19 protein-coding genes are annotated in these 23,819 nt (G+C 32.8%); 11 read left to right on the plus strand and 8 right to left on the minus strand.

Annotation, left to right across the window (positions count from 1 at the left end):
• Positions 1-62 precede the first annotated feature (62 nt).
• Complete coding sequence (locus Q1A73_RS07720) at positions 63-242, plus strand: hypothetical protein (protein WP_299603749.1); 180 nt, start codon at positions 63-65, stop codon at positions 240-242.
• Between the two features lie 95 nt (positions 243-337).
• Here Q1A73_RS07720 and Q1A73_RS07725 read toward each other — a convergent pair whose 3' ends face one another.
• Together Q1A73_RS07725 and Q1A73_RS07730 are read right to left on the minus strand one after the other, a co-directional pair.
• Positions 338-1,450: an ABC transporter permease gene (locus Q1A73_RS07725; protein WP_299603752.1), complete on the minus strand. Its 1,113-nt coding sequence runs from the start codon at positions 1,448-1,450 to the stop codon at positions 338-340.
• 9 nt (positions 1,451-1,459) lie between these two features.
• Positions 1,460-3,598 (minus strand): carboxy terminal-processing peptidase, encoded by a 2,139-nt coding sequence (locus Q1A73_RS07730; protein WP_299603755.1) that lies wholly within the window; start codon positions 3,596-3,598, stop codon positions 1,460-1,462.
• 171 nt (positions 3,599-3,769) lie between these two features.
• Here Q1A73_RS07730 and surE point away from each other — a divergent pair, with 171 nt between their 5' ends.
• The 6 genes from surE to Q1A73_RS07760 all read left to right on the plus strand — a co-directional run bounded on the left by surE (position 3,770) and on the right by Q1A73_RS07760 (position 9,311).
• Positions 3,770-4,552, plus strand: a complete 783-nt coding sequence (surE, locus tag Q1A73_RS07735; RefSeq protein ID WP_299603758.1) for a 5'/3'-nucleotidase SurE — start codon at positions 3,770-3,772, stop codon at positions 4,550-4,552.
• Positions 4,545-4,826, plus strand: a complete 282-nt coding sequence (locus Q1A73_RS07740; protein WP_299603761.1) for a hypothetical protein — start codon at positions 4,545-4,547, stop codon at positions 4,824-4,826. Before surE ends, Q1A73_RS07740 begins: the two co-directional genes overlap by 8 nt.
• 24 nt (positions 4,827-4,850) lie before the next feature.
• Positions 4,851-5,960 (plus strand): lipid-A-disaccharide synthase, encoded by a 1,110-nt coding sequence (gene lpxB, locus Q1A73_RS07745; RefSeq protein ID WP_299603764.1) that lies wholly within the window; start codon positions 4,851-4,853, stop codon positions 5,958-5,960.
• Positions 5,961-5,975: 15 nt separating this feature from the next.
• Complete coding sequence (locus Q1A73_RS07750) at positions 5,976-6,491, plus strand: C40 family peptidase (protein WP_299603767.1); 516 nt, start codon at positions 5,976-5,978, stop codon at positions 6,489-6,491.
• A gap of 91 nt (positions 6,492-6,582) precedes the next feature.
• The gene (locus tag Q1A73_RS07755) at positions 6,583-7,140 is read left to right on the plus strand and encodes a hypothetical protein (protein WP_299603770.1); all 558 of its coding nucleotides are present in this window, start codon (positions 6,583-6,585) and stop codon (positions 7,138-7,140) included.
• Between the two features lie 128 nt (positions 7,141-7,268).
• The gene (locus Q1A73_RS07760) at positions 7,269-9,311 is read left to right on the plus strand and encodes a ComEC/Rec2 family competence protein (protein WP_299603773.1); all 2,043 of its coding nucleotides are present in this window, start codon (positions 7,269-7,271) and stop codon (positions 9,309-9,311) included.
• A gap of 5 nt (positions 9,312-9,316) precedes the next feature.
• Here the strand turns inward: Q1A73_RS07760 and Q1A73_RS07765 are convergent, their stop codons facing one another.
• The 6 genes from Q1A73_RS07765 to Q1A73_RS07790 all read right to left on the minus strand — a co-directional run bounded on the left by Q1A73_RS07765 (position 9,317) and on the right by Q1A73_RS07790 (position 16,756).
• Positions 9,317-10,612 (minus strand): serine hydrolase domain-containing protein, encoded by a 1,296-nt coding sequence (locus Q1A73_RS07765; RefSeq protein WP_299603776.1) that lies wholly within the window; start codon positions 10,610-10,612, stop codon positions 9,317-9,319.
• Positions 10,613-10,856: 244 nt separating this feature from the next.
• Positions 10,857-11,195: a hypothetical protein gene (locus Q1A73_RS07770; protein ID WP_299603778.1), complete on the minus strand. Its 339-nt coding sequence runs from the start codon at positions 11,193-11,195 to the stop codon at positions 10,857-10,859.
• Positions 11,196-11,482: 287 nt separating this feature from the next.
• The gene (locus tag Q1A73_RS07775) at positions 11,483-12,139 is read right to left on the minus strand and encodes a hypothetical protein (RefSeq protein WP_299603781.1); all 657 of its coding nucleotides are present in this window, start codon (positions 12,137-12,139) and stop codon (positions 11,483-11,485) included.
• Between the two features lie 174 nt (positions 12,140-12,313).
• Entirely contained in the window at positions 12,314-12,853 is a 540-nt protein-coding gene (locus Q1A73_RS07780; protein WP_299603784.1) for a thioredoxin family protein, read from the minus strand.
• 99 nt (positions 12,854-12,952) lie between these two features.
• Positions 12,953-14,542 (minus strand): peptide MFS transporter, encoded by a 1,590-nt coding sequence (locus tag Q1A73_RS07785; RefSeq protein WP_299603787.1) that lies wholly within the window; start codon positions 14,540-14,542, stop codon positions 12,953-12,955.
• A gap of 42 nt (positions 14,543-14,584) precedes the next feature.
• On the minus strand, positions 14,585-16,756 hold the full coding sequence (locus Q1A73_RS07790; protein ID WP_299603790.1) for a S9 family peptidase: 2,172 nt from the start codon (positions 16,754-16,756) through the stop codon (positions 14,585-14,587).
• Positions 16,757-17,001: 245 nt separating this feature from the next.
• On the opposite strand from Q1A73_RS07790, the gene Q1A73_RS07795 reads away from it, so the two are divergent.
• The 4 genes from Q1A73_RS07795 (at position 17,002) to Q1A73_RS07810 (ending at position 23,734) form a co-directional block, all read left to right on the plus strand.
• Positions 17,002-18,318 (plus strand): hydroxymethylglutaryl-CoA reductase, degradative, encoded by a 1,317-nt coding sequence (locus Q1A73_RS07795; protein ID WP_299603792.1) that lies wholly within the window; start codon positions 17,002-17,004, stop codon positions 18,316-18,318.
• Positions 18,319-18,997: 679 nt separating this feature from the next.
• Complete coding sequence (locus Q1A73_RS07800; RefSeq protein WP_299603794.1) at positions 18,998-19,657, plus strand: ABC transporter ATP-binding protein; 660 nt, start codon at positions 18,998-19,000, stop codon at positions 19,655-19,657.
• A gap of 110 nt (positions 19,658-19,767) precedes the next feature.
• Positions 19,768-20,715, plus strand: a complete 948-nt coding sequence (locus tag Q1A73_RS07805; protein ID WP_299603797.1) for a GYDIA family GHMP kinase — start codon at positions 19,768-19,770, stop codon at positions 20,713-20,715.
• 484 nt (positions 20,716-21,199) lie between these two features.
• Entirely contained in the window at positions 21,200-23,734 is a 2,535-nt protein-coding gene (locus tag Q1A73_RS07810; RefSeq protein ID WP_299603800.1) for a glycoside hydrolase family 9 protein, read from the plus strand.
• Positions 23,735-23,819 lie beyond the last annotated feature (85 nt).

Genomic DNA, 23,819 nt, shown 5'->3' on the forward strand with positions numbered 1-23,819 from the left:
TATCCCCGAATGTCTTAAAACTTTCGGGGAATATTTATAAACTCTTAAACCTTTAAAAAATTATGAAACAGATTAAAGAATTGAAAGGAGCAAAAACATTATCCAAATCCCAACAGAAAGATGTACATGGGGGAATTTTAGTTTTTACTAAACCAAGTAACACTAGAAGAAGATGTAACCCTGCTCTTAGTTGTTGTTATCATAACGGCACCACATGGGTACAAGGACCTCCTTGCTTCTAAAAAACAATTTTTATTATTAATTGTAGTTTACAAAAAAAGGGTTAACACAGCAGTTAACCCTTTTCATTTTTTTAAGACTCTAATTTTATTATTAGCTATCCTTTTACATCTAACGCATCTCGCAGTGCATTACCCATAAGCATAAAAGCCATAACTAGACTCATAATACCAAGACCTGGAATAATTGCTAAATACGCTTTTCCTAATATAATATAAGAGTAATGATCTTTTATCATTGCTCCCCAACTTGCCATTGGAGGTTGTGCTCCAATTCCCAGAAAGCTCAATCCACTTTCTATTAAGATAGCCCCTGCAAAATTAGCTGCAGAAATGACAATTACCGGAGCTAAACTATTAGGAAGTATATGCTTTATAATGATTCTACCATGTGTATATCCTAACGCTTTGGCAGCTGTAACATATTGCATCTGTTTAATACTTAAAACCTGACCTCTTACTACTCTAGCCACCTCAACCCACATGGTCAATCCTACAGCTATAAAAACCTGCCAGAATCCTTTACCCAAAGCTAAGGTAATCGCGATAACTAATAACAACGTGGGAATAGACCAAGTAACATTAATCAGCCACATAATAAATACATCTACCTTACCACCAAAATAACCCGCTAAAGCCCCAAGAGTAATCCCCAGAAACAAAGAAATAAGCACAGCTACAAAACCAATAGAAAACGATATACGAATCCCTATAAGCATTCTACTTAACATATCCCTTCCATACTTATCAGTTCCCAATATAAAAGTTCTATCTTCTATAAATTGATTTTCTATTTCCTCAATATTTAATTCCTTTGGAAAACTAGATAATGCTATATTCTTAGAAACCCCTATAAGTTCCCCCTCTGTATAGGGAATTACATCTATTACCTTATTATTAAAACTATAGGATTCTATGGGAATCTCAGTATCCATATTTTTTGTTCCAAAGAAAATCTTACTCAGGAAAGATTGGTCTGATACTACTTGCGAAGGAATAGTGATCATCTTAACCGAAAAACCTGGACCTTTCGAATGAATAGACAAATGCATCTGATTCGCATTTTTAGAACTGTCAGGAGCAAGCATGTACGCTAGAATTGCAACTAATGCACATACTACGATAAACCAAAAACTCAAAACGCCCCAAAAATTTTTACTAAATCTTTGGAGCGCTAGTTGTGTTAATGAATTTGATTTTGTCTCTTGCATTAAAGCATGTTAGTTCTTTAGCGTAAGTGGGTTTTTAGATCTTCTAATATTATTAATTTTCATATCCTCCAAAACACTTAATGCTTCTTCTACATACACATCTTTGCTAAGACTCTTATGCCATCTATTTCTTTTTTCTTCTAAAATTGAATCCTTTTTCATTAATTCCTTTTCATAAGGCAGGGATTCAAAAGTTAAATTTGTTTTATAATCATTTAAGCGATCAAAACGTTTAGCTTGTTTTTCATTAAGCTCTATATTCGCTTTGTATTTATTATAATTAAGAGAATACTCATTTACATCTCTTTTTTCTCTTACCCATTTAGCATTTTCATCTATCAATTTAAGTTGCTCATTGGTAGCCATACGAGCCTTACTTTTATTTATAGTTTGGTCAAAATCAATATAACCATCCCATAGATTATAATCGGCAGCTGGAATTTTATCCCAAGGAAGTGGATTTTCTTGATCTTTCTCACCAATATCGATATAACTATAACGATCTGGAACAACTACATCGCTCTTTACTCCTTCTAATTGTGTAGATCCTCCGTTTACTCGATAAAATTTCTGGGTTGTTAATTTAAGAGCTCCTAAATCCCCAAAATCATTACTTCTCATCCATCTATTAAGATCCATTACATTTTGTACCGTACCTTTTCCGTATGTCTGTTTACTTCCTATAATGATTGCTCTTTTATAATCTTGCATAGCAGCTGCTAAGATTTCGGAAGCAGAAGCTGATAATTCATTTACTAAAATTACTAAAGGCCCATCCCATAAGATATTACGATCTTTATCACTTAATACTTCAGGCGTTTCTCCTTTTGTTCTTACCTGTACAATAGGTCCTTTATCAATGAAAAGACCCGCTATATCTACAACAGTTTGTAGCGATCCTCCACCATTATCTCTAAGGTCTATCACCAGGCCTTCCATGTCTTGTTGTTTCAAACGTATAATTTCCTGCTTTACATCCTTCGCAGCATTACGTTGATTATAATCTTGCATATTAAAATAGAATTTTGGTAAATTTATAATTCCAAAATTCTTTCCATTTTTCTTTACTACAGAAGACTTAGCGTATGTTTCTTCTAATTCAACAACGTCTCTAACAATCTCAACGTTTTCTATTGTTCCGTCAACCTTCTTAACAGTAAGCATTACTTTAGTCCCTTTTGGCCCCTTGATTAAACTTACTGCATCATCAAGTCGCATCCCTACAATACTTACTGGCTCTACCTCATCTTCTTGCTTTACTTTCATGATAAAATCACCAACTTCTACTTTATTTCCTCTCCAAGCTGGTCCTCCAGAAATAATCTCGATAATCTTCACGTTATCATTTTTCTTTTGCAATCTAGCACCAATACCCTCTAATTTACCGGACATTGCGATATCAAATCTATCTTTATCCTGTGGAGCGAAATAAAATGTATGAGGATCAAATTCTTCAACTATAGAATTTATGTAGATAGAAAACCAATCCTTACGCTCTAAATCATCAGCAAACTCAAAATATTCTTTTAGCGAAGTCTTCGTAATCTCTCGTGATTCTTCTTCTAAAACAACGGCAGATTTTCTCTTATAATCTTTATTTTTGGTAATAGAATCTATTTGTTCATCGACCTTATCATAATAACTGGACAATGCATTAAATTTTAATTGCAATCTCCAACGATTTTTCATCTCCTCTCTATCTTTAGCGTATGATAACTTTTCATAATCTGTATTAATAGACTCCTCGATTTCAAAATTAAAAGGATGATCCAAGATATCCTTGTATAAGGTTCTTGCTTCTTCCATTCTAGTTTGTAGTCTTTGATATGTCATATTAAAGAATTCAATTTCTTTATCTCTAATCTGATCATCAATTAAAGTTTCAAACTCTTTAAATTCTTCAATATCTCTTTGATAAAAATATCGCTTTAATGGATCTAAAGCGTCTATGTAATCAACAAAAACATTTCTGGAGAAATCGTCATTAATATCCTTTGCGTCATAATGACCTTTACTTAATACATAACTTATAAGATCAATTAGTATTCGATCTTTGTCAGGGTCATTGTTGTCTACTTTTGTTGTAAAACTGCAAGAGGCAGCCGAAACGATTACGGTAAGCATCAATACCAAAAAACTCTTTTTCATACGCTCATTTTTAATTTAGGGGTGTTCTTGGCAAATTACATTAAAAATCGTGCCAATAAGAGGTAATATTACTAAATTTTTCTTAAAAGAACTAATTATATATACTCCTGATTTAGAATTATATATTTAGAACAAAAAAAATGTATTTTTACCAGAGAAAAAAACAACCGCATGTCACAAGGAAAACCGTTAATTCTAGTTACGAATGATGACGGGATTACAGCCCCAGGAATTAGAATGTTAATTAACATAATGAACGAAATCGGAGATGTATATGTCGTTGCTCCAGATAGCCCTCAAAGTGCCATGGGACATGCTATTACGATAAACAATACTCTATATTGCGATCCTATTACCGTGGATAAAAATGCTCCTCAAAAAGAATATAGCTGTTCAGGTACTCCTGTGGATTGTGTGAAAATGGCAACTAGACAGATTTTAAAACGAAAGCCAGATCTTTGTGTAAGTGGAATTAATCATGGTTCTAACTCGGCTATTAATGTAATTTACTCTGGTACTATGAGTGCTGCTGTAGAAGCAGGAATAGAAGGAATACCCGCCATCGGATTTTCGTTATTAGATTATAGCATGGATGCTGATTTTGAACCTGCACGAAAATACGTGAAAACAATTGTTGAAAATGTACTTCAAAATGGTCTTCCCAAAGGCGTAGTACTTAATGTAAACATCCCGAAATTAAGCAAAGAAGAAATTAAAGGAATAAAAATTTGCAGACAAGCAAATGCACACTGGGTTGAAGAGTTTGACAAAAGAACTAATCCAATGGGCAAAGATTACTACTGGCTTTCTGGGAAATTTATCAATGAAGATAAAGGCGAAGATACAGACGAATGGGCATTACAGAACGGTTATGTATCTATTGTACCTACACAATTCGATCTTACTGCTCATCATTATATTCAAGAATTAAACAACTGGTCATTACATGATTAAAAAAGAAATTATAATCGGTTTTATTACCGGAATTATTGCGAACACTGTTGGGATTGCTTTATATATTTTATTGTTTTCGGAATTAAGTATTACTGAAACATTAAAAGCAGCTCAACAAAATAACTTTTTGGGAAGTTTAATCGCTTTAGGAGCGATTCTTAATCTCATAGTTTTCTTTTTATTTTTAAAACAGAACAAACCTTACAGAGCCCGAGGTGTTCTATTAGCTACCTTAGTAGCCGCAGTAGGAATTGCTATCAGCAAATTTGGTTAACACACTTTGAACGTATCTTAAAAGATGAAATATTATCTTATTGCAGGAGAAGCATCTGGCGACTTACATGGAGCCAACCTAATGAAATCTATTCTTAAAGAGGATCCCAACGCCGAAATCAGGTTTTGGGGAGGAGATTTAATGCAATCAGTTGGAGGTACTATGGTACTTCATTATAAAGAAAGAGCCTTTATGGGCTTTTTAGAAGTTATTTTGAATCTATTTAAAATTTTAGGATTCATAAAACAGTGTAAAAAAGATATCGAAGCATACAATCCAGACGCACTCATTTTAATTGACAATTCTGGCTTTAATCTACGAATTGCAGAATGGGCAAAACCGAAAGGATATACTACTCATTATTACATAAGTCCTCAAGTATGGGCATCTAGAGCAGGAAGAGTAAAAACTATAAAGGCAAGCGTAGATTATATGTACGTAATATTACCTTTTGTAAAAGATTTTTACAAAAAATATGACTATGATGTAAATTTTGTAGGACATCCCCTTATCGATGCCATAGCCGATCACAAACAGGTAATGCCAGATGATTTTAAGAAAGAATATCAACTAGATGACCGACCAATAATAGCTATATTACCCGGAAGTAGAAAACAAGAAATTCGCAAAATGCTTGAGGTAATGCTCAGTGTTGTCGATGATTTTTCTGAATATCAATTCGTCATTGCAGGAGCTCCAAGTCAAGATGAAGAATTCTATGAACCTTTTATAAAAAAAGAAGGAGTTCATCTAATTATGAACAGGACCTATGACATTCTAAGTTTAAGTACTGCGGCTTTAGTAACTTCGGGAACAGCAACCTTAGAGACTGCTTTATTTAAGGTTCCGCAAGTAGTATGCTATAAAGGAAATGCAATTTCCTACCATATAGCCAAGAGAATTATCAACCTTGATTATATTTCTTTGGTAAACCTTATTATGGATAAGCCTGTGGTTACCGAATTAATACAAGGAGATTTTAATACAAAAAAACTAAAAGAAGAACTTACAATTATATTAGATGACTACAAAAGAGCTGTGATGTTTTTAGAGTATTACGATTTAGAAAAGAAATTAGGAGGAAAAGGAGCCAGTGACAAAACGGCTAATTTAATTGTAGAAAAAACAAAATAAACAAGATATCCCAAAATGAAAAAGCTATTGTATCTGCTTGTTGTACTAAGTATTACACTCTCTTCTTGTGGTGGTGCTAAAAAGAAAAGTACAGTTTCAAGAAAATCGACGAAGACTTCTAAAAAAAGTACTCGAGCTAATGCTAATAGTAAAAAAATAAAAAGCATAATTGACTATGCAAAGACTTTTGAAGGTACAAGATATAAATATGGTGGTACTACCAAAAGGGGTATGGACTGTTCTGGATTGGTATATACTTCGTTTAAGAAAGAAGAAGTTGTACTCCCTAGAACTTCCAGAGCCATGGCCACACAAGGCGTTAAAGTATCCTTGAAAAATGTAGCAATTGGAGATCTATTGTTTTTTAAGACCAATAAAAATAAAAGTAGCATTAATCATGTAGGATTGGTGGTAAAAACAGGAAAACAGATACAATTTATTCATGCTTCAACCTCTAAAGGAGTTACAATATCGAGTTTAGACGAACGTTATTGGAATAATTGTTTTGCTGGAGTTAGAAGGATCCTATAGCTTTTTCACTTTATTTTATTTATTTTTTATTTCCTTCTTTCTAAATTCCCCTAATTTATCATAAATTAGTATACTAAAACTCATTAAACCAATGGAATACTCATTAGATCCTCTAGAAGTAAAAAAAGTTATTGATGCCAAAGTAAATGGACAGGAATATGATGAAGATCAATTTATCTATTACCATCTAAATAGGAATCTTTTTAATGTAAAAAAAGAGATTACTTCTCTAACACACTACATGGGTAATAAATTTAGAGATAACAAGGGTTATATTTGGGAAGAAGCCCCTAGGTTTAAAAATTGGTTTCATACACCTAAATCTAGATATTTCGGAAGTTTGGTTGGTATGAAACCGTATAGCAGAAAATTTTTGCGTTTAGACAAAGAAAGTGGGATCGGAGGAGAATATGAAATGATAATTCGTCACGATGGTAAAAGAATAGACGCCTTAACTCACGAAGGTTATCAGGAAACGTATAATTTTGGCCCAACGGCTAATTCTAGCCTTCACATCTTACTGGATGTGGATCCGCACGGACCTCACCCAGACTATACCGTTAAAATAGATACAGGAAAAGTAACGATTAAAGACAAAAAGACTGAACTCTCAGGAACTACAAGACGAAGAAATCGAATAAGAAAGTAGCTTACACTATAATTTTTAGAAATTGACACCTATTTGATGAACAAAATAGGTAATAACAGGTAACAACTACTCTTTTCAACACACGATTAATTATAGGCTCATAATACCTATACATTAATCTGTTAGTAGTGAAAAAGTTACTTAATGTTCCTTTTGTAATTTTAACCATTTCCCTGGTTCTTGGAATTATCTTAGGATACTACATTTCAATATCTCTTAGACTAGTAATCATACTTCAAACTGTAAGTATAACTGGTTTAGTTATTTCTTGGTGGTACGCAAACAAGATATTCCGCAGTACTATCCACTTCAGTGGTTTAGTTATAATCACGTTCTTCTTTTTTGGTATAACATTAGTAGAGTTATATCATCCAAAAAATGACCCGTTTCACTTTACAAATCGGTTAAATAACTCAGAACGACAAGTCCCATTTGAGTTTTTAGTAAAAAAAAGGCTAAAATCGACTTCATTTTATGACAAATATATCATCAGTCTTACTTCATTAGAAAACAATAAAGTTACAGGAGATGTACTACTTAGGCTACCAAACAAAAGCCTAAAAACTAAGTTAATTACCGGCACATCATATCTTACATATGCACCACTTAAACCAATACCAAAACCCTCTAACCCAAATCAATTTAACTATGCTACTTATATGGGCTACGAATATGTGTTTTACCAAACTACTATTGACTTTAAAAATCTAATTCTTACTGATAAAACTAAATTTAGCCTATATCGTGTTGCAGATATCATTAGAACCGATATTCTTAAAAATCTATCCAAACATACTTTTACCAGAAAACAATTAGCGATTATAAATGCACTTATTCTAGGACAAAAACAGGACATTGATATAGACACTTTTAAAGATTATCAAAACGCTGGAGCTACTCATATACTAGCTGTATCAGGGTTGCATGTTGGAATATTATTAATACTCTTAAACTTTTTACTTAAACCTTTAGATTACATCTTTAAAAGAAGTCGAGAACTTAAAATAGTTCTTATTATTATCGCCTTATGGAGTTTTGCAATAATCGCAGGTTTATCACCATCTATACTTAGAGCAGCAGCCATGTTTTCCTTTGTAACCATTGGTACGTACTTTCGTTCTAAAACCAGTATTTATAATGCGTTGATAATATCAATATTTATATTACTAACTATAGACCCACTACTAACATTTTCAGTTGGGTTTCAATTAAGTTATGTAGCCGTTTTTTCTATAATATGGATGCAACCTCATCTTGTAAAAAGATACAAGCCTAGATTTTACATTGATAAGATTTTATGGGAAACTTTAACTGTTACTATCACAGCACAAATAGGTTTACTACCCTTATTATTATTCTATTTTCATCAATTCCCACTATTATTCATCATATCAAACCTTATTATCATCCCTATTTTGGGTATTATTCTTGGTTTAGGGATCTTAGTGATTTTATTAGCAGAGATCCATTTACTTACCGATTGGATAGTCATGGTCTATGGTAACCTTATAGATTTCATAAATACCATTGTTTATTGGGTAGCTTCGCAAAAAGCATTTATTATAAAAGACATCTCTTTTTCCTCTAAAATGCTTGTCTCAGGATATCTTTTGACAATCGTATTTATACAAACTTTGAAGAACTATCATATCAAAAGACTATTCGCCCTATCTCTTCTGCTCGTACTATTTTTATCCGTATTAGCTTATGAAAAAAGTATATCTCTTAATACAGAAGAACTTATTGTTTTTCATAATCCCAGAAATACAATCATAGGAGTATCTGAAAATCAACAACTAAAAATATTTTCTAAAGATTCTATTACAGACACAACCATAGATTTTCTAATCAAAGGCCACGTCGTGGCGAATAACTTCAAACTCTTAACTCCTCAAACACTTCATAATATCTATACCTATAAAGACAAACTTATTTTTATTATTGATGAGAATGGAATATACGATTTACCCAACTTTAAAGCAGATATCATTTTATTAATCAATTCACCAAAAATTCATTTAGAGAAGGTAATAGAACAAATACATCCTGAGCAGATTATTGCTGATGGCAGTAATTATAGGAGTTATCTAAATCGTTGGGAAAGCACTTGTTTAAAACAAAAAATCCCTTTTCATCGTACTGACAAAAAGGGAGCATATATACTAAAATAACTAAATTAAATTTCGTTTTTATTGACCGAGGTATTGGTTGCCGCTAACAATTCTTCTACCGGCATTTCCATTACTTCCTTTACAATTTTATGAAGATCTGGAATCACTGTTCTTGCTAATTTTGTTGGACTATTAAAAAGAATTGTTATCCCTAAGTCTTCTTGGGGAAATAAAGCGATTTCGCTTCTGTAACTATTCACATGACCTCCATGATGAATCATACGAGTAGACTCTCCGGTTTTCTTATCTTTAAAATCATGGATACGCCATCCGTGAGCATATTGTGACTCTTTATGTCCTTTCCATTTCTGATAGTACTTACTCTTTCCTGGAAGGTTTATCACAGGATTGAACACATTTTTTAAACCTTGAGCACTCATTACACCTGGATTATGACCCAACAAGAAACGCATCCACTTTGCCATATCAGCAACACTAGCATTAACTCCTCCTGCAGGTATCGCGTTATAATATTTTTTGTTCAATTTTAAAGATCTCCAACGTCTACCATACTTTCTATGAGGCATCGCAACATTAGTAGCTGTCTGTAACGAATGGTAATCCGTAGATGCACTATGCATTTGTAAAGGGTTAAAAATCTTTTCTGCTATAGCATCTCCATAAGACTTGCCACTTACCTTTTCGATCATTGAACCACTTAGAGCGAATACTGCGTTCTGATAACTATAAATCTTTCCTGGTTTATCAATAGTAGGAATACTTTTAAATTGACCAGCAATTGTACTCAAATCTATTCCATCTTCCACCAAATTTGTAAAACTATGATATGGCAATCCAGAAGAGTGTGATAGGATATGAGACAATGTCACACTATCCGACCATTTTTTATTTGCCAATTCAAAGTTAGACACATAATCATGTACTTTATCATCCCAATTTAATAAACCTTCTTCTACATATATTCCTGACAAAACCCCTGCAAAACCTTTGGAAACAGAACCAATTCTAAAAATTGTTTCAGGATCAACTTTGTCATTTAAAGACGCATTTTTCTTTCCGAAACCTTCTAAATATATAACAGAATCACATTTTACAATACTTACTCCTGCTCCGATAATTTTATTTTGCTGCAATGCCTTATTAAAATATTGCTCTACAGCTTTAGCTAGTAGCTCCTTTTGCTTATCCGAAATTGGGTTTTTGAAAAAGTCAACTGAAGCTAACTTCGGCTTCACTGGTGTAGGTAATTTTGGAGTTTCTATTTTGTTGGCAGAAACAAGGGGAAAAAGTAATGCTATTAATAACAACATTGAGGGGGCAATGATGAAACGTTTTTTCATAATAGGTTAAGCTCAAGTTAAGAATATCAAAATCAAGAAAACGGGGATGATTTTTAATAATTCTAATAACGATTTGGTTTATTAAATATTTTAAATTTGATCAAATATAACGATTATATGCAAATATCATCGTTGAAATACCATTTTTTGTGTTTTTTAACATTTTTTAATGGTTCGATACAAATTTTACCAACCTATTTGTAGGACAATACCTTCTTTTTTAGAAAAAGCAGCCCAAAATTCATCAAACTAGTTTAATATCTTCTTTGAAGAGCATATGAATATACTCTGCATGGACTTCTATATTATGCTTATTTTCCAAACAATGGAAGAGTAGATGAATCAGTCCATAATCCCCAAGACAATCTCGATACTCATCCTGCTCTTTATTTTTTACCCATAAAATGAAACTACATAGATGTCCAATTTCTCCTATTTTCTCCGGTTTCTTCAAACATGCTTTAAACTTATCCAAATCCATACGAGCATACTCATTATACTTTTGCTTACAAAAGTTATAATCAAACGTATGCTTATAAGATCTAAGCTTTCTATTTTGTATTTCATACTTAATACCACTCATATAGTACTATTATTGTTTAATAGGTATTGATGTTATGCATATTTGAATTTTAAGTATATTTCTGTAATACAAGCAAAATACACTCCACAAATTGTGTTTTTAAGATTCTTTTAATGAAGTTTAACGAATCTCTATAATTTGGAATAATTCCAATACAAAGATACAAAATTTGGAATAATTCCAATAATTGTTTTCCCTTAAAGTTTCTAAGGATACACCTTTTTTAATGCACAAAAAACCCTGTTACCTATTCGTAACAGGGCTCTTATCAGGCATATACAAACAGCCTATAGTTTCTTTATAACTGAAACTGAAATTTCTATTCCAGAAGTATTTAGCTCTCTTAAATAAGAAGGTAAAATATCTGTACTATTGTTACCAAAAGACTTAGCATCGAGTTCTAGCTGTCTGTATCTAATTCCTGGTTCTAAAAAAAACTTATCAGACAATTTTAATCGAAGTCTGGCATCCAAGTGAAAACCAAGACCTGGTTTATATTCAATTGGATCTCCAGAAACATCATTTTGGGTAATCTTTAATTTACCAGGAAGGCTATAATTTCCACCAGCACCAATCACTAAACCGTGTAAAGTGTTATCTGATAATTTAAAAAGTTTATGAACTCCAAAAGTGAAAAATGTACGATTAAAAGTAACTGAACTCTTGTTAGAGCCTCCTGTTCCACTTTGTAACTGAAGAGCTAAATTATATTGAAATCCTAGCGTCCCATAACCATACAGCCCTTTGAACATATGATACTCTGCACCAACTTCTAATCCCATTCCTCCTCCAGGACTATAGGCCAAGCTTCCCCCATTATAGTCAACAGAATCATAATTAAATCCGATACTACCGTTTAGTCTTCCAATTAGATTTACTTCTTGAGCAAAGCCCAGATTAAAAAAGGCAAAAACAGCTATTAAACTGAATAAGTTTTTTTTCATTCTTTACGTATTTGAAATTATTATTAATTAGTGTCAAACTTATTCGTTTTGTTACTGTATAAATTCTAATAATCGCAACCAAACTTTATATCATCCAATAAATCAAACGATTATAAAAAAACCCTTTTATCTTATCGACAAAAGGGTTAATCCTATATGTATATTTAATTTATTTTAGTTGCTAAAGGTACTCACAAATGATTGTTCATATTTTTGCCATGCATCTGCACTTGTTAGATTTTTATAGTCATCATTGTGAATCATTTTTAGATAAATCTCTAATTGTTTTGGCGTTTTATAGCCAACAACTGGTGCTATTAAATTGCCTTTTTCATCAAAAAACACAATACTAGGATATCCACTAATCTTCAGCGCATTTGCAAAGAAATGCTGACTATTTCTACCTTTTCTATTTGGATTGTGATTAGGATTGGTATAGGTAAAATCGTTATATCTGATTTCTTCGGTTCCCTCTCCATTAAACTTAACTGCATAATAATTAGCATTTACATAATCCACCACATCTTTATTATGAAAAGTTTTTTTATCCAACAACTTACAAGGGCCACACCAATCGGTATATACATCCATAAAGATTTTCTTTGGAGTTTGCTTCTGCGCTTCTAGTGCCTCATTCATTGACATCCATTTAATTTCCTGTGCTTGGACAGAAAAAATGAACATACATCCAATTAGAATAAGTAGGTTTTTCATATGTTTTAAATTTGGTTTTTACATATTAGTCGGAACAAAAACTATTCCTTATTAAAAACTTTACCCGTTTTGGGTAACGGGTAAAGTAGTATTTTAGTGTTAACGAATGCCATGCATCATTCGTAATAATGTTTTGTTTAATATTAACATAACAACTCCAGCGCCTGCAGGAATTACAGTAAACATTAGGAAAAATACACTCATTCCATATTCTTCTACAATAGGATCTATAAAACTACCAGTAACACCAGCCATTGTATTTGCAATAAAATTAGCTACAAACCAAATTCCAAACATCAATCCTACGAACTTAACTGGAGCTAACTTACTTACATAAGATAATCCAACAGGAGAAATACATAATTCTCCTAGCGTATGGAATAAATAAGCCAATATTAAGAATATCATACTCACCGAGGCCGTTTTAGCTCCTAATGGTATTCCCATAGAACCAAAAGCCAATATCCCAAAACCTAATCCTAAAAGTATCAATCCTATTGCGAACTTCACTGGTCCGGTAGGATTATATTTACTTTGCCAAATTTTAGAAAATAAAGGTGCAAATGCTATGATAAAGAATGAATTTAGGATACCAAACCAAGAAGCTGGCACATCTGCAGAATCCGCAACAAACTCTCTTTGTAACATCCAAATTACAATACCCCAAATAATCGCAAATCCAACTCCTAATAAAATGTTGGACAGTGAATATTTTCCAAAAGTTTGTTTAAATAATAACATTAATACCCATGTAATAATTAACATCGGAACTACTGTTAACACCGCATTAGATATTTTAAAAATCATTGCCCCATTTCCTTCCAACACCCTATCGGTATAATCCGAAGCAAATATCGTCATAGAACCTCCAGCTTGCTCAAAAGCCCACCAGAAAAATATGACAAAGAAAGAGAAGACTCCAATCACTATTAATCGGTCTCTTGTCACCTTCGACTCTTTAGATTCTTCAATAACATCTTCTATTGCATCTTGTGCATCTTCTATTGAATCCTCAATAACATCATCTAACTCTTCTCTCTTCTTTGGCGAAATACCAATGTTTGCAAATATTCCTTGTGCAAAATAAAACTGCAACATTCCCACAAACATAAAGATACCTGCAAGACCAAAACCATAATGCCATCCGACTTTCTCACCAATATATCCACATAATAATATTCCTAAAAATGCTCCCGCATTGATCCCCATATAAAAGATCGTATATCCTGCATCTTTTTCTTTTCCCTGCGTTTTATACAATTGACCAACCATAGAAGAAATATTCGGTTTAAAAAGCCCGTTACCAATAATCAAAAGTCCTAATCCTGCGAAAAAGAAGGCATCTGCTGTAACTTCTAGCGCCATAGACGCATGTCCTAGGGTCATCAATAAAGCTCCCAAAACAACAGCATTTCTATACCCCATAATTTTATCGGCTATCAATCCACCTAAAATTGGAGTGATGTAAACCAATCCCGTATACCATCCATAGAGTACTAAAGCTTCATCTCGCTCCCATCCCCAACCTCCATCTACGATAGAAGCTACCAGAAATAAAACAAGTAAAGCTCGCATTCCATAATAAGAAAAGCGCTCCCACATCTCAGTAAAGAAGAGAACAAAAAGCCCTGAAGGATGTCCTAAAACGGTTCTTTGGTTTATCTCTGAACCTCCAAATTTAAATTCCATATTGTATTATTAAGTTAGTAAAATTTATAAGTTGTTTAGTTATTATAAGTTCGTTTTAATAAAATTGGTCATCTTATTGTATAGATGTAATCTAGTATTACCTCCATAGATACCATGATTCTTATCTGGGTATATCGCCCATTCAAAATCTTTATTTTTTTGTACTAATGCTTCGATCAAACGCATGGTATTTTGTACATGAACATTATCATCTGCACTACCATGTACTAATAAAAATTTACCTTTTAACCCATCTACAAAATTAATTGGAGAGTTATCATCATATCCTTTTGCATTCTCCTGTGGAGTCATCAAATATCGTTCCGTATAAATGGTATCATAAAATCTCCAACTAGTCACGGGAGCGACAGCAATAGCCATTTTAAATGTATCCGGAGCTTTAAACAAACAGTTACTAGACATAAAACCGCCATAGCTCCATCCCCAGATACCAATCCTAGAAGCATCTACATAAGGCAATGCTCCTAGCTGCTTAGCAACGGCTATTTGATCTTGCACTTCTAAATTCCCTAAATCATTCTGAGTAACCTTCTTAAATTTTGCACCTTTTAATCCAGTTCCTCTTCCATCTACACAAACAATCATATATCCTTGTTGCGCTAACATCATATACCAGTAATCATTACTTCTATTCCAAACATTGCTCACTGATTGTGATCCTGGTCCAGAATATTGGTACATAAGAACAGGATATTGCTTTTTGGGATCAAAATTCTTTGGCTTAATGGTCCACATATTTAAAGTTTCTCCATTGATTTCTATCGTAGAGAATTCTTTTGGTCTCACATCGTACTGAGCCAGTTTATCTTTTAGTCCCTGATTATTTTTAATCTCACGAATTACATCACCGGTAGTAGCATTGTTTAATGTAAATTCGAAAGGTGTTTCTGAATTAGAAAAGTAATTAATGTACTGGCTAAAGTCTGCACTAAAATCTGCATCGTTTGTTCCTTCCTTCTTACTCAGTCTCTTCTTATTTTTACCGTCTAATCCAATAGAATAAATATCTCTATTGATATTTTTATTCTCTACACTTTGATAAAAAATGGTCTTATTCGCTGCGTCATAACCATAGTAATCGGTAACTTCCCATGAACCAGTGGTTACTTGATTAATGAGCTCTCCAGTTTCTTTATAATGATAGATATGGTTATATCCATCTTTCTCGCTTGTCCAGATAAAACTATTATCTTCTAAAAATGTAAGATTATCGGTAATATCGATATATGCCTCGTCCTTTTCATTTAAAATCACCTTTGGTGTTTTTGTTTTGGCATCTACAAAAATTAAATCCAGATTATTTTGATGTCTATTTAAAACTTGCACACTCAAAATATCTGGATTGGCAGACCATTTAATTCTTGGAATATAGAAATCTTTATAATCTCCGAGATTAATCTTATCCAAAGACATACTTCCTAAATCTGCTATATGCAAAGAAACTTTCGCATTCTTTTCTCCAGCTTTCGGATATTTAAAAACATCTTGTTTTTGGTATAAAGCAGTACCGTATACATCCATCGAAAATTCTGGAACTTCCTTTTCGTCAAATCGCATAAAGGCAACTTTATTACTATCTGCACTCCAATCAAAAGCTCTTACGAAAGCAAATTCTTCTTCGTAAACCCAATCGGTAATTCCGTTGATAATTTCATTTTTCTTTCCATCGTCTGTAAGCTGGATCTCTTCTCCTGTTACAAAATTTAATACGTAAATATTGTTATCTAACACATATGCCAGCTTGTTTCCATCAGGAGACAAAGCAGGAGATTGTATTTTTTTATCACTTATTTTGAAACTACTGTTTGAAGGAACATCAAAAATATGATAAATACCTCTCGAAGAACGGCGATAAATTTGCTCTAATTCACTTGCCAATAATATTCTTTTTTCGTCTTTGCTGAACTCATAGCTCTGAAAAAATTGAAGATCATCGATATTCGAAGATTTGATAATTGTATTCGCCTTCTCTCCTGTCGCATAATCGTATACTTCTATCGAAGTACTTCCATTTTCTGTATCACTTTCTAACACCGAATACTCTTTTCCATTATTCATAGAGTGTAGCGATTGCAATCTTTCTGTTCTAAAGGCGCCTCCCCATATTTCTTCTAGCGTAAATGCTTTATTTTGGGCAACAGTTGTAAAACTGACACATAATAGGAATCCTAAAAACAACTGGGTAATCTTCATACTTTTTTGTAAAATTTGTTAACGTCAAGAATACTAAAAAATCCGTGAAAAATACAACAATTGACGTTAAATACAATAAAACGACATTCGATAATCGAATATTTATTAGCATATCATCAATAAATCCAAGGGAATTGAAAATATATTTCAGCTTAGAACAATTATAAAAAACGCATAAGAATTCTGAAAAATCGATTGAAACCAAACAGAATAGTATCTTTGAGGCCAGATCGTAAAAATTCAATATGGCTCCTGTAGTTTCTGGCTTTTCTAAGCTTTCTAAATCAGACAAAATAAACTGGTTGGTAGAACATCATTTTAATAATGATCAAAAAACTATCGAAATACTTAAAACGTACTGGAATTCTGACGAAAAGCTTCAGCAATTGCATGACGAGTTTACTGAAAACACTATATCGAACTACTATTTACCATTTTCCATAGCCCCAAACTTTTTGATCAACGGAGAGCGTTTTACCATTCCAATGGCAATTGAAGAGAGTTCTGTAGTAGCTGCAGCCAGCAAAGCCGCTAAATTTTGGCAAAATCGAGGTGGCTTTCATGCAGAAGTATTATCTACGACTAAAGTCGGGCAAGTACATTTCACCTTTAAAGGAGATACTTCTTCATTAAGAACATTCTTTGAAACTATAAAATCTGATCTTATTTCGTCTGCTTCTCATATTACCAAAAATATGGAAAAAAGAGGTGGAGGAATTATTGATATTGAGCTAAGAGACAAAACTGATGAAATCGAAAATTATTATCAACTTCATTGTACATTTGGAACAGCAGATGCAATGGGTGCTAATTTTATAAACTCTTGCTTAGAGCAGTTTGCCGATTTTCTAACAAATGCCGCCGATTCTTATGATAAATTTTCAGATGATGAAAAGGATATCGAAATCATCATGAGTATATTGTCTAATTATGTACCAGAATGTGTTGTAAAAGCTTCTGTTTCTTGTCCTGTAGAAACCTTACCTACTGTAGAAGGATTATCTCCTGATGCCTATGCCAAAAAATTTGTAAGAGCCGTAGAGATTGCCAAAATAGAACCCTATAGAGCGGTAACTCATAATAAAGGTATTATGAATGGAATCGACGCCGTAGTATTGGCTACAGGAAACGATTTTAGAGCTATTGAAGCAGGAGCACATGCTTATGCTTCTAGAAATGGTAAATACACAAGTCTTACCGATGCCAAAATTGAAAATGATACATTTTACTTTTCTATACAAATACCATTAGCTTTAGGAACTGTTGGAGGGCTAACCTCTTTGCATCCTTTGGTAAAACTAGCACTAAACTTATTAGGAAAACCAGATGCCAAACAATTAATGAAAATTACGGCGGTAGCAGGACTAGCGCAAAACTTTGGAGCGATCAATTCCTTGATTACAACTGGAATTCAGCAAGGTCATATGAAAATGCATTTGATGAACATTCTAAATCAGTTTGAGGCAACAGCTTCAGAAAAGGAATCATTGATAACATATTTCAAAACCAATACAGTAAGTCATAGTAAGGTAGTAGAACAAATTGAAAAGCTCAGAAAATAATGAAAACTCGTTTCTTCCTAAAAAATTTAATCTTAATATCCGCAATTACTTTTTGCATTCATATTGCTATAGAATACTTCTATTTTAATCGTTTATCTTTTTTACAAACTGCTATTTCTTCAATGGTATCAGGAACCTTAGTATCATTGGCTTTTTTGTATGCTTATACTGATAAAAACAAATAACTTTAAACAGAGATATTAGCTTAAAAAGAAAAACATAAAAGCTCTTTTTGTGGTCTATAATTTCAGAAAACTGTCATAACTAAACAAAACCTTCGTCCTTACTACAGGAAGTATCTTGGTAATAGCTCATTCTTAACAATAATTCAGTCTTAAGCATTACCTTCAAGGTTTTTAGTTATGCCCACCAAATTATATCTCTTACTATATTTTTACAGAAAGCAGTTTGTAGTGCTTACATTTGCTACGTTATTGCTATTATTTAGAGATAATAATACAAATCTTTCTTTTATTATCCTCATTAAACTACTGTACTTTTTGGGATTAAAAGTATGGCACAAGTTTGTTTCTTATACCAACATGGAGGTTTCATATACAGATCGTTTCTTATTTTATGAAAACCTTGGCTTGCATCACATGTATCTTTTTCTGGTTGGGTTTCTTTTTGATTGTATAATTTCTGCAATCACATTTTATGCATTTCAATATTTTATTTCATGATTTTGGAAATTGACAATATAGAATTATCCTACGGTGATAAGTTTATTCTGAACGGTATTTACATAAAAGTAGAAAAAGGAAAAGTAACAGGAATATTAGGAAGAAATGGATGTGGAAAAAGTAGTTTGTTAAAAATTGTTTTTGGGCATTTAAAACCGCAAAATAAGTTAATCCGAATTGATGGAAAACACCAAAGCAAACCCTTATACTTATCCAAAAAAGTAAAATATTTATCTCAAATTGATACCATACCCAAAAATATACCTCTAAAAAGGGTATTTAGACTATTCGATCTTACTTGGGAAAATTTTGTGTCTGACTTCAAAACTTTTCGGAAATATAAAAACCCTCACATATATGATCTATCAGGAGGTGAAAAAAGAATAATTGAAACCTACCTTATGCTCATGAGTTCAGGTGACATTGCACTGTTGGATGAGCCTTTTTCTAACATTACTCCTTTATATGTCGAAAAATTCATCGAACTTATTGAAAAAGAAAAAGCATATAAAATCATCATTATTACCGATCACATGTATCGCCAGATTCTTAATGTATCCGATGAGCTATATTTGATAAAAGACAATACATCGATTCCCATAAAAGAATCTTCTCAATTAGTAGATTATGGATATTTAAATTATCTCCCAACTTAATTAGGTATTGCAATCAAATTCTCTGATACCATCAATTTCTAATTTATTTCTTACCTAATTTTATAAAAGCACTTAAAAAAGTACATTTGTTTTTGACTAATCTATCATATATGTCGAAAAACAAATTTTATAGTCACGGTAAACTACTCTTAACTTCAGAATATTTAGTCCTTGATGGTATCCCAGCATTAGCATTACCTACCAAAAAAGGTCAATGGCTAGAGGTAACTGAAAATGAGACCGCACAAATCACCTGGAAAAGTATTGACGATAATAACTTAAAATGGTTTGAAACTATCATACCATTACCTTTACAAGATTTATATTCTATAGAAACTTCTTCAGATTCTATTATACATGACGAAGAAGGATTAGGTATTTCTGAAACACTTTTCAAAATTTTAAAAGTAGCTCAGGAATTAAATCCAAAATTTTTATCCGATCCTAAAGGATATAGTATAGAAACGAAATTAGAATTTAATAGACAATGGGGACTAGGTTCTTCTTCCACACTTATAAACAATATTGCTCAATGGGCTGATGTAGATGCTTACACATTACTCAATAAAAGTTTTGGAGGCAGTGGTTATGATATTGCCAGTGCCAAACATAATAGTCCTATACTATACACTCGTAAGGAAGGAAAACCTCTTGTACAGGAAATAGATTTCAAGCCCACTTTCAAAGATTCTTTATTTTTTATCTATTTAAACAAAAAACAAGACAGTAAACAATCCATCAAACACTATCAATCATTACCTCTTAAAGATTTTGATAAAGCTGCAACTTCCATCACAGAAATCACTCACAAAATAGTTAGCTGTGATTCTTTAGAAGAGTTTAATGTATTAGTAGATTTACATGAAGATATCATCTCAAAAATCATTAAGACTCCTACTGTAAAAACTAATTTATTCTCAGATTATGCAGGAAGTGTAAAAAGTTTAGGTGGTTGGGGAGGTGATTTTGTACTAGCTACAGGAAGTAAAGATGACATGAAATATTTTGAAAACAAAGGTTATCAAACGATTATTCCATATACAGAAATAATTTTATAGGATTTTGTATAGAAAGAAAAGGCTATACCTCCTGAATTTATCTGTTTAAAAGAGATATTAATTATATAAAATATCTTTAAATCTATACTTTTCAAACTCATACTATTTTATTCGAAAACCCTTCAAAAACGCGCTTACTCAGCGTGTTTTAACCTGTTATCTCTGCAAAAAAGATAATGTACATAAAATGTTAAGATATAATTATTAAAGCAGTAACACATTCCTTCTTTAAATTTGGTTCTTAAACATAATGTTCAAAATGAGCTTAAAATGCCCGTTAAATAAATCGTCATTAATTAAAAAATAAAAAAAGAACATAAATCAACTTTTTACTTAAAATCTTAAGTAAGTTTTCGTTGATTTTCAGATTTCATTTTTTGATCGATTTATTTATGATTTAATTTTCGCTCGCCACAAATCGTTAAAATGGGCTATAATCTATTTTTAGAAATAAAATTGTAGCTCGAAATTAAAAATTGTCCCGATGAAAAAAAGAAATTTATTTGCTACCTTAATTTTATTATTGGTAGTTTTTCAAGTTAATGCCCAAGTCGTCTATAGCGATGACTTTGATGAAGGAATACTCTCTGTAGAGTCTTCTAGTTCTTATTCCTCATCTTTATCTGGAGGAAATCTGGTTATACAAGGAGATGGTACCGCTGGGGATTTTGATCCTATCGTGTATACTTTGCACAATTCCGGAACAGATATATCGATAGATGCTTCTGGTAACAATAAGCTTTTTATTAAAGTTTCAGGAACTTCTAATCCCGATTTCAGAGTAGATATACAAGATGAAGATGATTTTGTAACTAACTTAAGTCCACAATCTGTTAGAATAGATGGCACTTCTACAATTTATGAACTTGATTATTCCTCTAGCTTACAAGATGGAGGCTATGGAGGATCTTCTTGTACTCAAGCTACAGCACCTTGTCCAGTAGATTCTTCTAAAATTAGGTTTGTGCAATTTTTTGTCAATCCTGGAACCAATGGAGGTCAGTACAACGGAACAATTACTATTGACTGGATTTCTTTTGGAGAACCTTTAGAAGCTATTCCTCCTCCATCTACCTTTGATGTTCGTTATAATCAAGTTGGATATTTAACCGGAAGAAATAAGACTATCAGTATTGCAGCGCAAAGTAGTTTTAGCAATCAAGCTTATACAGTTTTAGACAGTAATGATAATATTGTATTATCAGGAACTACAGGACCATCCTCTTTATGGAGTGATTCAGGAGAACATATTGCCAATGTTGATATTTCTGGAGTAGATGCTGAGGGAACTTATCGTTTTCAAGTTGATCAGGAGGAGATTTCTTTTAAAGTCAGTGATGATGGATATGCCGAACTAAGAGAAGAAGCCTTTAAATACTATTATTATAATCGATCGTCTACTGCTTTAGAGGCTACTCATGCTGGCGTATATGCCAGACCAGCAGGAACACCGGACACACAAGTAAGAATACATTCATCAGCAGTTTCTTCTGGTAGACCTGAAAACTTCATCATATCCTCACCAAAAGGATGGTATGACGCTGGAGATTATAATAAATATATTGTAAATAGTGGAATAAGCACTTATACCCTATTAGCTGCTTTCGAACACTATAAAACAGAATGGGAAAACTTACAATACAACATACCTGAACAGGGTGGCGATCTTCCTGATATTTTGGATGAAGTCTTATGGAACCTAGATTGGATGTTAACCATGCAAGATCCTTTTGATGGAGGAGTCTATCATAAGTTAACAGCAAAATCTTTTTCTGGAAGAATTATGCCTGCGGATTACAATTTACAGCGATATGTAGTTCAGAAATCGACAGCAGCCGCATTAAACTTTGCAGCAGTAACAGCGGTAGCATCCAGAATATTTGCCGATTACGAAAGCGTACGTCCTGGATTTAGCACTCAATTAGAAAATGCTGCTAAAGATGCCTACACTTGGGCAAAAGCAAATCCTACTGTTTATTATAGTCAAGGAAGCGGAGGTCCAGTTTCGGATATTCAGACTGGAGAATATGGAGATACGAATGTAACTGATGAATTTCAGTGGGCAGCCGTAGAATTATTTATTACGACTGGAGAAACCAATTATAAGGATGATATTGATGTAAGCTCTATCGGAGGAGGAACACCCAGTTGGCCTTATAGTGATCCTTTAGCACTAATTTCTATTGCACATCATGCAACTAGTTTAACCGGATCTATAAATGTTACACAGGCCAACAATACTTTATTAGGAACAGCCAATGAACTAAGAGATCGTGTTAATTCGTCTGCAATGAAAATTACCATGGAAGGCAATGATTACTCATGGGGTAGTAATGGCGCTGTTGGAAACCAGCTATTTTTACTAATTAGAGCATACGAACTTACAAATGATGAATCCTATTTAGATGCTGCTTATACGGCAATGGATTATATTTTTGGAAGAAATGGTACAGGATTTTCTTATGTTACAGGATTCGGAGACAAGCAAGTATTCGAACCTCATCACAGAATTTCTGATGCCGATGGTGTTTCCGCACCAGTACCAGGAATGATTGTTGGTGGACCACAAAATGAAAATAATCCAGATACGGGAGATTGCTCTGGTTCTGGTGTTAGTTTTCCTACTAACTTTCCAGCCTCTAAATATGTAGATCACTGGTGTTCTTATTCTACCAATGAAATTACTATCAATTGGAATGCTCCGTTAGTGTATGCAATGCACGCGTTAGATTTTTATCAAAGAGAATCAAATACACTATCCATAGATGAAAACGAGCAAATCGAAAATGCGTTTAAGATTTTCCCTAATCCAACAAGCAATGTTTTAAACATCCAATCTTCCTTATCTACCACTATTTCTAAAGTAGAATTATATTCGGTACAAGGAAAGAAAATACTATCTCGCGAAGTAGACAAAACAATCGCCAATATAGATATTAGCAATGTTACTTCAGGTTTATATCTGGTTAAGATAATTGCAGAAGGTCAAAGCTATACTTCTAAATTAATCAAAAAATAGATTAATCAAGGTATCCAAATTTGCTAGAATAAAAAACCTCTGAAATTATTTCAGAGGTTTTTTATAAGATTATAAATTTTATTCT

It is taken from the genome of uncultured Aquimarina sp., assembly GCF_947492115.1.
Lineage (GTDB): Bacteria > Bacteroidota > Bacteroidia > Flavobacteriales > Flavobacteriaceae > Aquimarina.

Bases quoted from the DNA above. Each gene is read 5' to 3' on its own strand.
- Q1A73_RS07720 (WP_299603749.1), top strand. From the start codon at position 63: ATGAAACAGATTAAAGAATTGAAAGGAGCAAAAACATTATCCAAATCC.
- Q1A73_RS07725 (WP_299603752.1), bottom strand. From the start codon at position 1,450: ATGCAAGAGACAAAATCAAATTCATTAACACAACTAGCGCTCCAAAGA.
- Q1A73_RS07730 (WP_299603755.1), bottom strand. From the start codon at position 3,598: ATGAAAAAGAGTTTTTTGGTATTGATGCTTACCGTAATCGTTTCGGCT.
- surE (WP_299603758.1), top strand. From the start codon at position 3,770: ATGTCACAAGGAAAACCGTTAATTCTAGTTACGAATGATGACGGGATT.
- Q1A73_RS07740 (WP_299603761.1), top strand. From the start codon at position 4,545: ATGATTAAAAAAGAAATTATAATCGGTTTTATTACCGGAATTATTGCG.
- lpxB (WP_299603764.1), top strand. From the start codon at position 4,851: ATGAAATATTATCTTATTGCAGGAGAAGCATCTGGCGACTTACATGGA.
- Q1A73_RS07750 (WP_299603767.1), top strand. From the start codon at position 5,976: ATGAAAAAGCTATTGTATCTGCTTGTTGTACTAAGTATTACACTCTCT.
- Q1A73_RS07755 (WP_299603770.1), top strand. From the start codon at position 6,583: ATGGAATACTCATTAGATCCTCTAGAAGTAAAAAAAGTTATTGATGCC.
- Q1A73_RS07765 (WP_299603776.1), bottom strand. From the start codon at position 10,612: ATGAAAAAACGTTTCATCATTGCCCCCTCAATGTTGTTATTAATAGCA.
- Q1A73_RS07770 (WP_299603778.1), bottom strand. From the start codon at position 11,195: ATGAGTGGTATTAAGTATGAAATACAAAATAGAAAGCTTAGATCTTAT.
- Q1A73_RS07775 (WP_299603781.1), bottom strand. From the start codon at position 12,139: ATGAAAAAAAACTTATTCAGTTTAATAGCTGTTTTTGCCTTTTTTAAT.
- Q1A73_RS07780 (WP_299603784.1), bottom strand. From the start codon at position 12,853: ATGAAAAACCTACTTATTCTAATTGGATGTATGTTCATTTTTTCTGTC.
- Q1A73_RS07785 (WP_299603787.1), bottom strand. From the start codon at position 14,542: ATGGAATTTAAATTTGGAGGTTCAGAGATAAACCAAAGAACCGTTTTA.
- Q1A73_RS07790 (WP_299603790.1), bottom strand. From the start codon at position 16,756: ATGAAGATTACCCAGTTGTTTTTAGGATTCCTATTATGTGTCAGTTTT.
- Q1A73_RS07795 (WP_299603792.1), top strand. From the start codon at position 17,002: ATGGCTCCTGTAGTTTCTGGCTTTTCTAAGCTTTCTAAATCAGACAAA.
- Q1A73_RS07800 (WP_299603794.1), top strand. From the start codon at position 18,998: ATGATTTTGGAAATTGACAATATAGAATTATCCTACGGTGATAAGTTT.
- Q1A73_RS07805 (WP_299603797.1), top strand. From the start codon at position 19,768: ATGTCGAAAAACAAATTTTATAGTCACGGTAAACTACTCTTAACTTCA.
- Q1A73_RS07810 (WP_299603800.1), top strand. From the start codon at position 21,200: ATGAAAAAAAGAAATTTATTTGCTACCTTAATTTTATTATTGGTAGTT.